This is a genomic window from Methylocystis sp. WRRC1, from assembly GCF_020733155.1.
Taxonomy (GTDB): domain Bacteria; phylum Pseudomonadota; class Alphaproteobacteria; order Rhizobiales; family Beijerinckiaceae; genus Methylocystis.
Window position 1 is genome coordinate 533,745 of the sequence record NZ_JAJFZJ010000001.1, and the last position, 15,417, is coordinate 549,161.

Below are 15,417 nucleotides of genomic sequence, written 5' to 3' on the forward strand. Positions count from 1 at the left end.
CTGCAGAAATCAGAAGGGGAGTCCCACGGACATATTGCCGGAGGGCGAGACGCCGACCGGCACCGAACCCTTCGGCGGGGCGGCGGTCGTCGGAGCCGGATCCTTGTCGGTCTTCGGCGGCGCCTTGCCGGGCGACCAGCCCTCCAGCTCGCCGAACTGGCGGTTCGGGCCGCCCTGCTGCGCGCCCGGCTTGCCGGCGGCCTGCGGCGTGGGAGCGGGCGCGGCGGCCTTCTTGCCCTTGCGTTTGGTGGTCACCGAGGCAGCGCCCGAGGCGTCGAGCGCTTTGGGGTCGAGTTGGAGCTCTTGCGCAAGCGCACCCTGCGCGCCGGCGCCGATCACAAAGGCGGCGATGAGAAGCGGACCGCGAAAACGACGCGCGCGAAGACGCATGGCTCATATCTCCGTGGACGATTGAGCCGTCCTAAACCGGCTCAGGGGCGGGATCAAGGCGCCAGACCGTCACTGCTCCGAGCGGGCGATCGCCATGTTCTTCAGCTCCGCGATCGCCTTGGCGGGCTCCAGATGCTTCGGGCAGGCCTTCGTGCAGTTCATGATGGTATGGCAGCGATAGAGGCGGAAGGCGTCGTCGACATAGCCGAGCCGCTCGTCTGTCGCCTCGTCGCGGGAGTCCGAAATCCAGCGATGCGCCTGCAGCAGCGCCGCCGGGCCGAGATAACGGTCGGAGTTCCACCAGTAGCTGGGGCAGGACGTCGAGCAGCAGGCGCAGAGAATGCACTCGTATAACCCGTCGAGCTTTGCGCGTTGCGCGGGCGTTTGCAGCCGCTCCTTCTCGGGATCGGGCCCGGCCTGCAGCCAGGGCTCGATCGCGGCGTGCTGCTCGTAGAAAATCGTGAGATCCGGCACGAGGTCCTTCACGACGCCCATATGCGGCAGCGGATAGAGCTTTATGACGCCCTCGATCTCGTCCATGCCCTTGGTGCAGGCGAGCGTGTTCGTGCCGTCAATGTTCATCGAGCAGGAGCCGCAAATGCCTTCACGGCAGGAGCGGCGGAAAGTCAGCGTCGGATCGATCTTGTTCTTGATCCAGATGATCGCGTCGAGAACCATCGGCCCGCAGTCGCCCGTATCGACGAAGTAAGTGTCGATGCGCGGATTGGCGTCGCTATCGGGATTGTAGCGATAGATGCGGAACTCGCGGACGTTCGCCGCGCCCTCCGGGCGAGGCCAGACCTTGCCTTCGGTGATGACGGAGTTCCTGGGAAGGGTGAATTCGACCATCGTGATCCCTGCCTGCGCCTCGTCTGCTTCAGTTGCAGCTCAGTTCTGTTATGCGGCCCGTCGAGCGGTCGTAGACGACCGTCAATCGCTGCGCGCTGAAATCCATCGTCGCCGGACATGTCGAGCAGACATAGCGAACGTCGATCGTGCGAATGCGTTGCAGTTCCTTCACCGGCTTGCCGATGAAGCGTTCCAGCCCCTCCGCCCCGCAGGTCGAGAGATCCAGCGCGGCGGCGGGCGCGGCGAAGATGAGAGAGAAAGGCGCCGCGAGAGACGCCGCCACGCTCCATGCCCGCATTGCCTACCCTTCCATTCGCGTCATGCGGCCCGCGCCCGGGGACGCGCGCTTTGCTGCGTCAATAGACGCGCGCCTTGGGCTCGATGTAATCGACTTCGTTCGTCATCGTATAGCTGTGCACCGGACGGTAATCGATCGCCGTCGTTTTTTGATCGCGGTCGATGGTCGCGAGCGTGTGTTTCATCCAGTTCGCGTCGTCCCGGTTTGGGAAATCCTCGCGGGCGTGAGCGCCACGCGATTCCTTGCGGTTCGCCGCCGACTCCATGGTCGTCACCGCCTGGACGATCAGATTGTCGAACTCCAGCGTCTCGACGAGGTCGGAGTTCCAGATCAGCGAGCGATCGGAAACCTTCACATCGGCGACCGCGCGCCAGACATCGTTGATGCCGGCGACGCCCTCCGCGAGCACTTCGCCGGTTCGATAGACGGCGCAATGCGATTGCATCGTGCGCTGCATCCTGTCGCGCAGCTCCGCGGTGGGCGTGCCTCCGCTGGCGTGACGGAAACCGTCGAGACGAGAGAGCGGCAGCTCCAGGGAATCGGCCGGCAGCTCCTGCTGGGTCTCGCCGGGCTTCACGAGCTCGGCGGCGCGCTGGCCCGCCGCGCGGCCGAAAACGACGAGGTCGATGAGCGAATTTGAGCCGAGGCGGTTCGCGCCATGCACGGAAACGCAGGCCGCCTCGCCAATGGCCATCAGGCCGGGCACCACCGCGTCCGGATTGCCGTCGACCTTGCGCAGCACTTCGCCGTGATAATTCGTCGGAATGCCGCCCATGTTGTAGTGCGCGGTCGGAATGATCGGGATCGGCTGGCGCGTCACGTCGACGCCCGCGAAAATCTTGGAGCTCTCCGAAATGCCCGGCAGGCGCTCGTGAAGGATCGCCGGGTCGAGATGCTCCAGATGCAGATAGGCGTGGTCCTTGTGCTTGCCGACGCCCCTGCCCTCTCGCACCTCCATCGTGATGGCGCGCGAGACCATGTCGCGCGGCGCAAGGTCCTTCACGGACGGCGCGTAGCGCTCCATGAACCGCTCGCCCTCGCTGTTGGTGAGGTATCCGCCCTCGCCGCGCGCCCCCTCGGTGATGAGGCATCCCGCGCCGTAAATGCCGGTCGGGTGGAACTGCACGAACTCCATGTCCTGCAGCGGCAGGCCGGCCCGCAGCACCATGCCGCCGCCGTCGCCCGTGCAGGTGTGCGCGGAAGTCGCTGAGAAATAGACGCGACCATAGCCGCCCGTCGCGAGCACGGTCAGGCCGGCCCGGAAGCGGTGGATCGTGCCGTCATCGAGCTTCAGGCACACGACGCCGCGGCAGGCGCCATCGGAATCCATGATGAGGTCGATGGCGAAATACTCGATGAAGAACTTCGTCTCATGCTTCAGCGCCTGGCCATACATGGTGTGCAGCATGGCGTGGCCGGTGCGGTCGGCGGCGGCGCAGGTACGTTGCGCGGGCGGGCCCTTGCCGAAGTCGGTGGTCATGCCGCCGAAGGGGCGCTGATAGATCTTGCCCTCTTCCGTGCGCGAGAAGGGCACGCCCCAGTGCTCGAGTTCGTAGACGGCCTGCGGGGCGTTGCGGCACAGATATTCGATCGCGTCCTGGTCACCGAGCCAGTCGGAGCCCTTGACGGTGTCGTACATGTGCCATTTCCAGTCGTCCGGCCCCATGTTGCCGAGCGCCGCGGCGACGCCGCCCTGCGCCGCGACCGTGTGCGAACGGGTCGGAAAAACCTTGGTCACGCAGGCGACGTTGAGCCCCGCCTTGGCGCAGCCGACGACGGCGCGCAGGCCGGCTCCGCCCGCGCCGACCACCACCACGTCAAAGGTGTGGTCGACGACCTCATAGGCCCGGCCGCTGACCGACACGGAAGAAGCAGCGCCATTCGCAACCATTGTCGAAACCTTTGTTCTTATCGTTATCCCGGCTGTCGCGCGGCTTACTTCGGCGCGGCGATGAGCAGGATCGCCAGAGTCCATGCAGCGGCGATCGCGATCGCCGCCCATTTGTTCGCCTTGTGCGCCCGCTCCTTCAAAGCCTCGTCGTGCACATAGTCGACGATGATCTCGTTCATGCCGTGATAGGCATGGATCATGCCGATGACCGCGAAAGCGAGCAGGACGATCGCCGGAACCGGCCGGCCGATCTCGGCGCGCACGCCCTCCAGCGGCTTGCCGATGACGCCGACGAGCCACCAGGCAGAAAGCGCGCCCAGCGGGGCCAGCGCATAGGCCGACAGGCGCATGAAGCGGGCGTGCGCGGAGCCTTCATGGTCAGAGACATAGGCGGCTCCGGGGCCGGTGCGCCCGCTCTTGAAGTGAGTCGGAATCGACATCGAATGCGCCTCCGTTCAGCCGACGAGAGATTTCAGAACCCAGACCAGCAGCGTCAGCGCCACGCCGCCGCCGAGCGTCGCCTGAGCGAGAAATTCGCGACCCTTGGGGTCCATGTAAAGCCCGCGGTCCCAAAGCGCATGTCGTACGCCGCCGAGCAGGTGATGAAAGATCGCCCAGGTGACGAGAAATACGATCAGCCCGCCGATGAAGCCCGATCCGAGCCATGAGAAAGCGCTAAAAACCCAGCCGCCCATCGCCGCGCCGAGCAGGAACAGCGCCAGCAGCGCCATGCCGACATAAAGACCGGCTCCCGTAATGCGATGCGCGATGGACATCATCATCGTCAGCATCGGCTTGTAGACGGAGAGGTGCGGCGACAGCGGACGCTTCGCGGCGAGCTTGTCGAGTTCGACGTTGGCCATGTCCTATCCCTCTCGCGTTTCTCGGAATTCCTACCCGAGAACGACTCCAGACTGGATAATTCAATTGTTGCGGCGCCGCAACCATATGCTTCGCGCAAATGCGTCGCGAGCGCCAGCGTCAAAGCCCAAAAAAGACAAAAGCCTCGCTTTGCGAGGCTTTTGCTTTTGTAGTCATTGCTCGATCGGGAGCTCGCCCGTCGATCAGTAGCTGGCCAGCACCGGAGCGGCCATGCCCCAGTTGAGGTGGTAGTTCACGCCGGCGCGGACCGTGTGCATATTCACGCGCTGGCTCGCGAGGTTGGTGCCGCCCCACTGATCGGCGCCGATGCTCGTGTAAAGATACTCGACCTTGGTCGACCAGTTCGGCATGAAGGCCCACTCGACGCCGCCGCCAACGGTCCAGCCCGTGCCGACCGCGCGCAGATTGCCCAGCCAGCCGTTGTTGATGCGGATTTCGCCGTAAGCGAAGCCGCCCGTGCCGTAGACCAGGAACTGCTGCCAGCCCGGGAGCGTCACGCCGAGGCGGCCGCGAACCGTGCCGAAGTAATCGACGCCGCGCGAGGCTCCGCCCCAGAGGACCGGCAGGCCGGCGAAGCCGAGACCCCAGCCATTGTTGACGCCGCTGGCGCCGATGCTGGTGCCCTGGAAATCGGCCTCGACGCCGGCGACCAGCCACGACCAGAGCTGATAGTTGTAACCCGCCTGAACGCCGCCGGAGACGCCGGCGTTAGAGAAGTTGGTGGCGGCGATCTGGGTCGCGTTGATCCAGCCAAAGCCCGTCCACGCCGGACCCCAGGCGTCATAGTTGTAACGGTCCAGCCACGAGCCGCCGATGTTCACACCGCCATAAAATCCGGTCCAGGAGAAGGCCGGCGGCGGCGGAACGTAAACCGGGGCTTCCTTGCGCGACGGCAGATCGGCCGCAAAAGCCGAAGCGGCGGAAAAGGTTGCAGCCGCAATGGCCAAAGAAACATATTTCATCGGAGCTACCTCGCTTCCATGGGTAAATGCTGCTGTCGCATTCAATCCAGACCGGGCCGGATCAATCCGGCGATGAAGGAAGACTAAATGCCTACAACCGATTTTTGGATTGATATTTATCAAATTAACCCTGCGCCCGGCTCGATTTCGCCTGTTTGTTGCATCAAAGCAACATGAATCATGGGCTTGGCTAATGCGCCTTAAAGTGTCGTTTTTTCTGAATTATCAACAAGCCTAGCAAAGATCCGGCCGCACAGACTCCGCCAGCGGTGAACGTCGCCCAGGGACCATATGCGTCCCACAACTCCCCCGCCGCGAGGCTCGCGACGAGCAGAGCGACGCCGCCGGTCAGGTTGAAAACGCCGAACGCCGTGCCACGAAGCGCCGCAGGAGCCGAATCGGCGACGAGCGCCGCGAGCAGACCCTGCGTCAGCCCCATGTGCAGGCCCCAGAGCAAAACCCCAATCGAAACAACTGGCAGCGTCTCTGAAAAAGCCAAAGTCGCGTCGGCGACGATCAATGCGACAAGACCGGCGATCAGCGGCGTGATTCGATCGCCGCGATCGGAAAACGCGCCGACGGGATAGGACGCCGCCGCGTAGACGACGTTCATCGCGACAAGCACGAGCGGCGCCAGCGCGTCCGGCAGACCCACCGCCTGCGCCTTCAGGATCAGAAATGCCTCGGAGAATCGCGCGAGACTGAACACGGTCGAGACCGCCACGACGAGCCAGAAGGCGCCGCCCAGCCCGCGCAGCTCCGCAATATGAAGCGGAAACCGCGCCGGCCGCGCGGGGCGGGTCGCAACGGGCTCGCTGACGCCCAGCGCCAGCACAAGAACCGCGAGCACGGCCGGAATCGCCGCGATCCAGAAGACCATGCGGATGTCGTTGAAGGTCCACCACATCGCCAGCACCGCGACGGCGGGACCGAGAAAGGCGCCGACTGTGTCGAGCGACTGGCGCAGGCCGAAGGCGGCGCCCCGCAAATGCGGAGGCGTCACGTCGGCGACCAGAGCGTCGCGCGGCGCCCCGCGCACGCCTTTCCCCACCCGGTCGAGAAAGCGCGCAGTCGTTATCCATGCGACATTGGGCGCGAGCGGAAACATCGGCTTCGTCGCCGCCGCTAGTCCATAGCCGATGACGGCGAGGAGCTTCCGTCTGCCGAACCAGTCGGAAACAGCCCCGGAGAAAATCTTGACGATGGAAGCGGTCGCCTCGGCCACGCCCTCGATGGCGCCGACCGCCGCCATGCTCGCCCCCATGGCGCCGACGAGATATATCGGCAGCAGCGCATGAATCATCTCGGATGAGAAATCCATCAGCAGCGACACGACGCCCAGCGCCCAGACGCTGGAGTGAATCTGCCGCAGCCGTGTGAGGCTGAAGGTTTTGCCGCCGCTCATGTCGTTATCCCGCGCGGATGTGTTTGCGCGGCTTCTAGCACGATTGCAGGAAGCGGGACGAAGCCCCGTGATCGGCGAATAAAACAAGGTCGGCGCAAAAAGGCGAAGGTCACGTTGGAGCGGCGCCGTGGCCCGAAAGCCTCCCGCCATCTGACCGCCGTGTTTTTTCGCCTATGATGCCGGCCCATGGGAATCATCGCACCCGCCGAGCGCCTCCTCACCCGCGTCGACCGCCTCGATCCGGTCGAGACCGGGCTGCTCACCGTCGATCTTTCGGCGCTCGTTTCCAATTGGCGGGCGCTGTCGACGCTCGGCGGCCAAGCGGAATGCGGGGCTGTCGTCAAGGCGGACGGCTATGGGGTCGGCCAGATCCCTGTCATGCGCGCGCTGCTTGCCGCCGGTTGCCGGACGTTTTTCGTCGCCACCGTCGTCGAGGGCGAGACGGCCAGAGCCCTTGCCCCAGAGGCGACCATCTATGTGCTCGACGGCGTCGCGCCCGGCTGCGCGCTGCGGCTCGCGGCTGCTCGTCTGCGCCCGGCGATTGGCTCCTTCGCGGAACTCGAGGAATGGGCCGCCGCCGGCCGCACGCTCGGCCGCAAGCTGGAGGCCGCCATCCATTTCGATACGGGCATGAACCGGCTGGGCTTCTCCCCCGCTGACGCGACGGATGTGGCCGAGCGAGCGAAGGCCATCGCGCCGACGGTGGTGATGAGTCACCTCTCGACCTCGCAAATTCCGGACGCCCCGGTCAACGCCCGTCAGATCGCCGCCTTCGAGGAAACCCGGCGGCATTTTCCCGGTCTTGCCGCGTCCATGGCCAACTCCTCGGCCGTGTTTCTTCCCGAGAAGCCGCATTTCGAGCTCACCCGTCCCGGCTATGCGCTTTACGGAGGCAATCCCACGCCCGGCGCCGCCAATCCGATGCGCGCCGTGGTGAGCCTTCACGCCCGCATCATCGCCATGCGCGACCTCGCGCCCGGGGATTGTGTCGGCTACGACGGTATCTGGACCGCGGCCCGCCCGTCCCGCGTCGCGACCATCGGCGCCGGCTACGCCGACGGACTGCCGGTCTCGGCGACGGCCGCGCCAAAGAAACCAGCCGGCGAGGCAATCGTCGGCGGCGTGCGGTGCCCCTTCATCGGCCGCGTGTCGATGGATTACATCGTGCTCGATGTGACGGACGCGCCGCGAGAGGCGGCGCAGCGCGGCGCGTGGGTGGAATTGCTCGGGGAAACCATCGACGTAGAGGAATTGGCCGGCCGCGCGCGGACCATCGGCTATGAAGTGCTCACGCGCCTTGGCCGGCGATACGCGAGGCGTTACGTCGGGGAGTAGTCCGGCGCGCCCCTCGGGCTCGCCTCACGCCTTCTCGAACCATGGCGTGAGGACGGGATAACCCTCCCCCGCGAGCAGAGACACCGTCTCGTAAAGCGGCAGGCCGACGACCGCCGTGTAGGAGCCGACGAGCTTGACGACGAAGACGCCCGCGAGGCCCTGAATGGCGTAGCCGCCGGCCTTGCCGCGCCATTCGCCGGAGGCGAGATAGGCGTCGACCTCCATGGCGCTCAATCGCTTGAACCGCAGCCGCGCCTCGACGAGGCGCTTACGCTCGTATCCCTTGGGCGTGATCATGCTCACCGCCGTGTAGACGCGATGCTGGCGGCCGGAGAGCAGCTGGAGACATTCGTCCGCGTCTTCCGTCGTCTCGGGCTTGGGCAGAATGCGCCGCCCGACCGCGACGACCGTGTCGGCGGCGATGAGATAGGCGTCCTTCAGGTCGGGATGCGCAATCTTGACCTTCGCCGCAGCGGCTGCTTTCTCGCTCGCCAGACGAATCGCGAGCGCGCGGGGCGATTCGCCGCGATGCGGCGTCTCGTCGATGTCGGCAGGCAAAAGCGCGTCGGCCTCCAGCCCCGCCTGCTGCAACAGCGCCAAGCGGCGCGGCGAGGCCGAGGCCAGGACGAGTTTTGCGCGGGGGGCGGCGGGTTCGGCTGTCACGGGTCGAGGCTCCGCCGAAAGGGATTACCGGAAGCGATAAGTGATGCGGCCCTTCGTGAGATCGTAGGGCGTCATTTCCACGAGGACCTTGTCGCCTTCGAGCACGCGGATGCGGTTCTTGCGCATCTTGCCGGCCGTATGGGCGATGATCTCATGATCGTTCTCGAGCTTCACGCGAAACATCGCGCTCGGCAACAGTTCGGTGACGATTCCGGGAAATTCGAGCAGTTCTTCCTTGGCCATGTGGTTCCTTCTGGAGCGCAATCCGCTGAAAAGGAAACCGGTTCAGCCGACGGGCGCATCAACGCAAATACCCGCTTCCCCGGATTCGGGGAGCGGACTTGGCGCGGAAACTAATCGAGATTGCAGGATTTGTGAACCGGAGAGTTTCAAGGCGCCGTCGCTACTTCGGCTTCCCCTTCACCGTCCGCGTTCCCGGCTTTCCCCCGCTCGACCGCCCCGCCGGGCGTGGCGGGGCTATCCGCCCCAATGGCCGCGCCTCGCCGCCGCCGAAATTGTGGGGCCCCATGTCGGCGTCGGTGGGCTTGCGCGCGCGGGTGCCCGCGGGGCCGTCGCCCCCCGCCCTCGCCTGACGCGACAGGGAGATGCGCAGCATCGGGCTCGCCTCGGCCAGCAGCTCCGCCTTCTGCAATCGCTGGATTTCGTCGCGCAGCCGCGCCGCCTCCTCGAAGGCCAGATCGCGGCGGCCTCCTTCATGCGCTTTTCGAGATCGGCGATCGTCGCCGCGAGATTGTGGCCAGGTGCGATGTCGAAGCCGGTGTCGACCGTCACATGGTCCTGCTCGGCGACGCTGCCGAGAATGTCGGCGATGCCGCGCTTGATGGACGCAGGCGTGATGTTGTTTTCAATATTATACGCCTGCTGCTTGGCGCGACGGCGTTCTGTTTCGTCCATCGCGCGCTTCATCGAGCCGGTGATGTGATCGGCGTACAAGATCACGCGGCCGTCGACGTTACGCGCGGCGCGACCGATAGTCTGCACCAGCGATGTCTCGCTGCGCAGGAAGCCTTCCTTGTCCGCGTCGAGAATGGCGACCAGCCCGCATTCGGGAATGTCGAGCCCCTCGCGCAGCAGGTTGATGCCCACGAGCACGTCGAAGGCGCCGAGTCGCAGGTCGCGGATGATCTCGATGCGCTCCAGCGTGTCGATGTCGCTGTGCATGTAGCGAACGCGCACGCCATTCTCGTGCAGATATTCGGTGAGGTCCTCGGCCATGCGTTTCGTCAGCACCGTCACGAGCGTGCGATAGCCGATCTGCGAGGTCGCGCGCACTTCGTCGAGAAGGTCATCGACCTGCGTGCGGGCGGAACGCACCTCGACGGGCGGATCGATGAGGCCCGTCGGGCGAATGACCTGCTCGACGAAAACGCCGCCGGTCTGCTCCAGCTCCCAATTGCCCGGCGTCGCCGAGACGGACACGGTCTGCGGGCGCATCGCGTCCCATTCCTCGAAACGCAGCGGGCGGTTGTCCATGCATGACGGAAGGCGGAAACCATATTCGGCCAGCGTCGCCTTGCGGCGGAAGTCGCCGCGATACATGCCGCCGATCTGCGGGATGGAGACATGGCTTTCGTCCGCGAAGACGAGAGCATTGTCGGGCAGATATTCGAAGAGCGTCGGCGGCGGCTCGCCGGGCTTGCGGCCGGTGAGATAGCGTGAATAATTCTCGATGCCTGCGCAGGCGCCCGTCGCCTCCATCATCTCCAGATCGAAGCGTGTGCGCTGTTCGAGCCGCTGCGCCTCGAGCAAGCGGCCGGAACGATTCAGCTCGTCGAGCCGCGCGCGCAATTCATCCTTGATCGCCTTGATCGACTGCAGCAGCGTCGGCCGCGGCGTGACATAGTGCGAATTGGCGTAAATCTTCACGAATTCGAGATCGACGGTCTTCTTGCCCGTGAGCGGGTCGAATTCGCAGATCGACTCCACCTCGTCGCCGAAGAAGCTGACGCGCCAGGCGCGGTCCTCATAGTGGGCCGGGAAAACATCGACCGTGTCGCCCCGGACGCGGAAGGTTCCGCGCGTGAAATCCGCCTGCACGCGGCGGTAATGCAGGGCGACGAGATCAGTCACGAGCTGGCGCTGCTCCAGCTTCTCGCCGAGCTGCACGGAGAAGGTCATGGCCGTATAGGTTTCGACCGAGCCGATGCCGTAAATGCAGGACACGGACGCCACGATGATGACGTCGTCGCGCTCCAGCAGCGCGCGCGTCGCCGCGTGGCGCATGCGGTCGATCTGCTCGTTCACCGAGGACTCTTTCTCGATGTAGGTGTCCGAGCGCGGCACATAGGCTTCGGGCTGGTAGTAGTCGTAATAGGAGACGAAATATTCGACGGCGTTGTTGGGGAAGAAGCTCTTGAACTCGCCGTAGAGCTGCGCCGCCAGCGTCTTGTTGGGCGCGAGGATCAGCGCCGGGCGCTGCGTCGCGGCGATGACGCTCGCCATGGTGAAGGTCTTGCCGGAGCCCGTGACGCCGAGAAGCACCTGATCGCGCTCCTGCGCCTCGATACCCTTCACCAGCTCCGCGATCGCCGCCGGCTGGTCGCCCTTTGGCGTGTAGTCGGACACGAGCTCGAACCTAACGCCGCCCTCGGACTTCTCGGGACGTTCCGGCCTGTGCGGAACCCAGGGCTTCTTGTCGCGCAGATTCGGGTCGCCGAGGCGAAGCAAGTCGGCGAGACTGTCAGCCGTCGCCTGCACGCCCCCGCCCTGAGGCGGCGAGTCGCCCAAAACCCATTTCGGTATTTCCTCGTCGTCGAGCCCCGTGAGATTCGTGGCGTCGTAACTCGCCTGCGGAATGTCCCCAAAACCGGGCGCCAGCGCGGGATTGAGCAACTGCGCCAGATGTGGCGCGAGCGGCGCGACCTCGGGTTTCGCCGCCTTGGCGCGGGTCGGCCGCGCGGGGTCCTTCTTCGGAGCGTCTTTCCTGGGAGCTTTGGACATGGCCGCAATATGGGGCCTATGGCGCGGAGATGGAAGCCGGACGCCACAGACTTTGCTTTTGAGCGCCCTCACGCGCTAGACTTGTCATCGACCGCCTGACGAGAGAGCGACCGACATGCGCAAGGGCAAGAGCGAATTGACCAATCTCTTCACCGAGACCGTCGCGATGAGCTGGGCGGCCCATACGGTCATCGCCATGCGTCTGACCAAGATCGCCTTTGGCGGCGTCGACGCCACGCGCGAAAGCAGGCTCATGGTGACCGAGAAAGTGGAGGCCGCCGCGGAGGCGACGCTGCAGGCTGCGCAGAGCGTCCTGACCGGGCAGGCGCATCGCGCGCCGGGCCGCGCGATGGCCGTCTACAAGAAACGGGTCAAGCGGAACTTACGTCGACTGACGAACGGGTGACGTCTCGGGCTTGGCCTCTGAATCCTCCGGTTGGGCTTTAGGCTGCGGCGGCTTCCTCGTCGCATTGCCGCGCCGCCAGACGCCAAACCCGGCTGCGGCCGCAAATGCGACGAGCGCTCCGCCAGCCATCACCCATTCCGTCGATTCGCCGACCGAGAACTGATACTGGCCGACATATTCCTTCAACCCGTCCTCGCTCGTCGCGCGCACGAGCGTGATGTAATCGCCCTCTTCGGCGAAGTTATGCGTGAAGCTCGCCGTGCCCGTTTTGGCGAGATGCTTGCCCGCCGGAAGCATAGCGACGGTATTAACGTCGAGATCGTCTCGCCAGTCCTTCTGCCCGACGTCACGGAGCACGCGGACCTCGATCCTCATGTCGCGCAGCTCCGGCTGCCGCGCGTCGAGGATGAGCATGGTCGGTCCCGTACCGGGCACATGCTGGCAGAAAATCTCGTCGCTCTTGTTCTCCTGAAAGGCGCTGAACATCATTTGCGTCGGCCCGACGCTCATGACGCAAAAACGGGGATGCTCGGCCTTGATCTGGGCCTGGGCGCCCGTGGAAACGGCGCTGAGCGCCGCCAGCGAAGCGAACAGAAGTGTTTTCAGCATCAGACGCTCCCGATTCAAGGCATCCAACATCCCCGCATGGCGAGGATGCGAATGACCAGCGTGCAGCGCCGCTTGACTTCGATCAAAGTGCGTTTTTCGCCAAAAGCCGCCGCAAATCCGCCAACATGGAGCGTCGGCGGGAGGCCGCGCGGCCTCAGTCGACCTCCTCCCGCTCGGCCTCCAGGAGCTTCGCGCGGGCTTCCGCAGCCTCGCGCTGGCGATTCCACATACCCGCGTAATGGCCGCCGAGCGCGAGCAGATCGCTATGCGTCCCGCGCTCGATGATGCGGCCGTGGTCGAGGAAGAGGATTTCGTCCGCGTCCACGACGGTCGAAAGGCGGTGCGCGATGACGAGCGTAGTGCGGCCTCTGGAGACGCGGCGCAGCGCCTCCTGAATTTCATGCTCCGTGAAACTGTCGAGCGCCGAGGTCGCCTCGTCGAGAATGAGGATCGGCGGACCTTTGAGGATCGTCCGCGCAATCGCGACGCGCTGCTTCTCGCCGCCGGAGAGCTTCAAGCCGCGCTCGCCCACCTGCGCGTCATAGCCGCCCGGCACGCTCTCGATGAAACGGTCGATCTGCGCCAGCCGCGCCGCCTCGCGCACTTCCTCGTCCGTCGCGTCCCAGCGGCCATAGCGGATGTTGTAGCCGATGCTGTCGTTGAACAGCACCGTATCCTGCGGCACCATGCCGATCGCCGCGCGCAGGCTGACCTGCGTCACGTCGAGAATGTCCTGCCCGTCGATGGTGATCCGCCCGCCCTGCGGTTCGTAAAAACGGAACATCAAACGCGAGATGGTGGACTTGCCGGCGCCTGAAGGGCCGACGATGGCGATGGTCTTGCCCGGCGCCGCCTCGAAGCTGACGCCCTTCAGGATCGGGCGGTTGGCGTCATAGTGGAAGAACACATTATCGAAGACGATGTGACCCTCGCGCACGACGAGCGGCTGCGCGTCAGGCTTGTCGGAAATTTCCGGGCTGCGCGCGAGGATCGAGAACATGGTCTCGATGTCGATGATCGCCTGCCGCACCTCGCGATAGAATGTGCCCATGAAATTCAGCGGCTGGGCAAGCTGGATCATCATGGCGTTGATGAGCACGAAGTCGCCGATGCTGTTGCGGCCGTCGCGGATTCCGTAGACGCACATCACCATCATCATCGTCAGGCCGATGATGTAGATCACCGTCTGTCCGGCGTTTAGGACCGCGAGCGACACATAGGAATGTGTGCTCGCCTTCTCGTAGTGGATCATCGACTTGTCGTAGCGCGCGGCCTCGCGCGCCTCGGCGCCGAAATATTTCACGGTTTCGTAGTTGAGAAGACTGTCGATCGCCTTCTGGTTGGCGTCCGTGTCGCTCTCGTTCATCTGGCGCCGGATGGCGATGCGCCAGTTGGTCGCCATCGTCGTATAGGCGAAATAAGCCGCAAGCGTCGTGATCAGCACGAGGCCGTAGCGCCAGTCGAACTGATAAAGAAACACGCCGAGCACCAGCAGCATCTCGATCAGCGTCGGCGCGCCGGTGGACATGATGAGCCGTGAGAGCGTTTCAATGGCGTTGCGCCCGCGCTCCAGCACGCGCGTGAGCCCGCCGGTCTTGCGGCTGATGTGAAAGCGCAGGGACAATTCGTGCATATGCACGAACAGGTCCGTGGCCAGACGACGTACCGCGTTCATCGCCACCGCGGCAAAAATGCCGTCGCGCGCCTGCATGAGAATGACCGCGGTGATGCGGATGCCGCCCATGAGAAGCGTGAAGCCGACCGCACCGAGCCCCACCGCCGCAACCACGCCATCGCCGCCAGCGGCCAGCGCGTCCGTCGCCCATTTGAAGGCGTAGGGCGTGAGCGCGTTGAACATCTTGCTGATGAACAGCAGCACGAAGACGATCGCGACGCGTCGCTCCAGATCACGCCGCCCGCGCGGCCATATATAGGGCCACAAATGGCGGATGGTCGTGAAGAGCGAGGCTTCCGACAGAGGCGCGTCCGCGGGAGCGCCGTGAGCGCTCGAGTCGCGCTGGCCAATTCTGAGCATTCGGGTTCCGGTGCTGGTGATGAAAACGCCTCGGTCGAGGCCTAGGGTGTCATATATGACGTTTGGGCCGGTTTCGCACCCCGCTTGACGCCTTCGGCTTCAGCGCGCGACAAGGCGCTACATGAGACACGACATGCACGACATAAAAAATATTTGCGTTTATTGCGGTTCAGCTGAGGGCGACGACCCCCGCTACGCCGCCGCTGCTGAGGCTTTCGGGACCGCGCTGGGGCGCGCGGGCGTCGGCCTCGTCTATGGCGGCGGCAATTGCGGCCTGATGGGCATCGCCGCGCGCGCGACGCTCGAAGCCGGCGGCCGCGTGACCGGCGTCATCCCGGATTTCCTCGACGACCGCGAAATCGCGGCGGAGGGTCTCACTGAGCTCCTTGTCGTGGAGGACATGCACACGCGCAAGCGTGTGATGTTCGAGCGCTCCGATGCTTTCGTCGCCCTGCCTGGCGGCGTCGGCACGTTGGAGGAACTCGCCGAACAGCTCACCTGGATCCAGCTCGGCCGCCACACCAAGCCCCTCGTCATCGCCGACATCGGCGGCTTCTGGCGCCCGCTGCTGTCGCTCCTCGCGCATATGCGCAATACGGCTTTCATCCGCGAGGGATATGACGTCCATTACATGGTGGCGGAGCGCATCGAGGACGTCTTGCCGATGATCTTCGCGGCGGCGCGCCGAACGCCGGAGATTGCTGCGACGGCGGTGACCGAGAGGATGTAGG

At 64.9% G+C, this 15,417-nt stretch carries 15 protein-coding genes and 1 pseudogene; 3 read left to right on the forward strand and 13 right to left on the reverse strand.

The window, feature by feature from the left end; genetic code table 11:
- Positions 1–9: 9 nt before the first annotated feature.
- The 8 genes from LG047_RS02770 to LG047_RS02805 form a co-directional block, all read right to left on the reverse strand.
- A complete protein-coding gene (locus LG047_RS02770; RefSeq protein WP_227965216.1) occupies positions 10–390 on the reverse strand; it encodes a hypothetical protein in 381 nt (126 codons plus the stop codon).
- 69 nt (positions 391–459) lie between these two features.
- Positions 460–1,239: a succinate dehydrogenase iron-sulfur subunit gene (locus LG047_RS02775; RefSeq protein WP_227965217.1), complete on the reverse strand. Its 780-nt coding sequence runs from the start codon at positions 1,237–1,239 to the stop codon at positions 460–462.
- 28 nt (positions 1,240–1,267) lie between these two features.
- A complete protein-coding gene (locus tag LG047_RS02780) occupies positions 1,268–1,537 on the reverse strand; it encodes an I78 family peptidase inhibitor (RefSeq protein WP_227965218.1) in 270 nt (89 codons plus the stop codon).
- Positions 1,538–1,595: 58 nt separating this feature from the next.
- Positions 1,596–3,428, reverse strand: coding sequence for a succinate dehydrogenase flavoprotein subunit (sdhA, locus tag LG047_RS02785; protein ID WP_227965219.1), 1,833 nt, complete (start codon positions 3,426–3,428; stop codon positions 1,596–1,598).
- Positions 3,429–3,472: 44 nt separating this feature from the next.
- Positions 3,473–3,868 carry a succinate dehydrogenase, hydrophobic membrane anchor protein gene (gene sdhD / locus LG047_RS02790; RefSeq protein ID WP_227965221.1) on the reverse strand — a complete coding sequence of 132 codons (396 nt, stop codon included), beginning with the start codon at positions 3,866–3,868 and terminating at the stop codon, positions 3,473–3,475.
- 15 nt (positions 3,869–3,883) lie between these two features.
- Positions 3,884–4,291 carry a succinate dehydrogenase, cytochrome b556 subunit gene (gene sdhC, locus LG047_RS02795; RefSeq protein ID WP_227965223.1) on the reverse strand — a complete coding sequence of 136 codons (408 nt, stop codon included), beginning with the start codon at positions 4,289–4,291 and terminating at the stop codon, positions 3,884–3,886.
- Positions 4,292–4,492: 201 nt separating this feature from the next.
- Positions 4,493–5,272 carry an outer membrane protein gene (locus LG047_RS02800; protein ID WP_036281984.1) on the reverse strand — a complete coding sequence of 260 codons (780 nt, stop codon included), beginning with the start codon at positions 5,270–5,272 and terminating at the stop codon, positions 4,493–4,495.
- Positions 5,273–5,462: 190 nt separating this feature from the next.
- Positions 5,463–6,677: an MFS transporter gene (locus LG047_RS02805; protein ID WP_227965225.1), complete on the reverse strand. Its 1,215-nt coding sequence runs from the start codon at positions 6,675–6,677 to the stop codon at positions 5,463–5,465.
- A gap of 186 nt (positions 6,678–6,863) precedes the next feature.
- Here LG047_RS02805 and alr point away from each other — a divergent pair, with 186 nt between their 5' ends.
- Positions 6,864–8,012: an alanine racemase gene (gene alr, locus LG047_RS02810; protein WP_227965227.1), complete on the forward strand. Its 1,149-nt coding sequence runs from the start codon at positions 6,864–6,866 to the stop codon at positions 8,010–8,012.
- Positions 8,013–8,036: 24 nt separating this feature from the next.
- On the opposite strand, the gene LG047_RS02815 is transcribed toward alr, so the two are convergent.
- The 3 genes and pseudogenes from LG047_RS02815 to uvrB form a co-directional block, all read right to left on the reverse strand.
- Positions 8,037–8,675, reverse strand: coding sequence for a Maf-like protein (locus LG047_RS02815; RefSeq protein ID WP_227965228.1), 639 nt, complete (start codon positions 8,673–8,675; stop codon positions 8,037–8,039).
- Between the two features lie 24 nt (positions 8,676–8,699).
- Positions 8,700–8,918 carry a translation initiation factor IF-1 gene (infA, locus tag LG047_RS02820; RefSeq protein WP_016920926.1) on the reverse strand — a complete coding sequence of 73 codons (219 nt, stop codon included), beginning with the start codon at positions 8,916–8,918 and terminating at the stop codon, positions 8,700–8,702.
- Positions 8,919–9,078: 160 nt separating this feature from the next.
- Positions 9,079–11,636, reverse strand: a pseudogene (uvrB, locus tag LG047_RS02825) (excinuclease ABC subunit UvrB).
- 115 nt (positions 11,637–11,751) lie between these two features.
- On the opposite strand from uvrB, the gene LG047_RS02830 reads away from it, so the two are divergent.
- The gene (locus LG047_RS02830) at positions 11,752–12,042 is read left to right on the forward strand and encodes a hypothetical protein (protein WP_227965231.1); all 291 of its coding nucleotides are present in this window, start codon (positions 11,752–11,754) and stop codon (positions 12,040–12,042) included.
- Here LG047_RS02830 and LG047_RS02835 read toward each other — a convergent pair.
- Both LG047_RS02835 and LG047_RS02840 read right to left on the reverse strand, forming a co-directional pair.
- A complete protein-coding gene (locus tag LG047_RS02835; RefSeq protein WP_227965233.1) occupies positions 12,019–12,651 on the reverse strand; it encodes a hypothetical protein in 633 nt (210 codons plus the stop codon). The genes LG047_RS02830 and LG047_RS02835 overlap by 24 nt on opposite strands.
- A gap of 154 nt (positions 12,652–12,805) precedes the next feature.
- Entirely contained in the window at positions 12,806–14,686 is a 1,881-nt protein-coding gene (locus LG047_RS02840) for an ABC transporter ATP-binding protein/permease (protein WP_227965235.1), read from the reverse strand.
- 133 nt (positions 14,687–14,819) lie between these two features.
- On the opposite strand from LG047_RS02840, the gene LG047_RS02845 reads away from it, so the two are divergent.
- Positions 14,820–15,416 carry a TIGR00730 family Rossman fold protein gene (locus tag LG047_RS02845; RefSeq protein ID WP_227965236.1) on the forward strand — a complete coding sequence of 199 codons (597 nt, stop codon included), beginning with the start codon at positions 14,820–14,822 and terminating at the stop codon, positions 15,414–15,416.
- Position 15,417 lies beyond the last annotated feature (1 nt).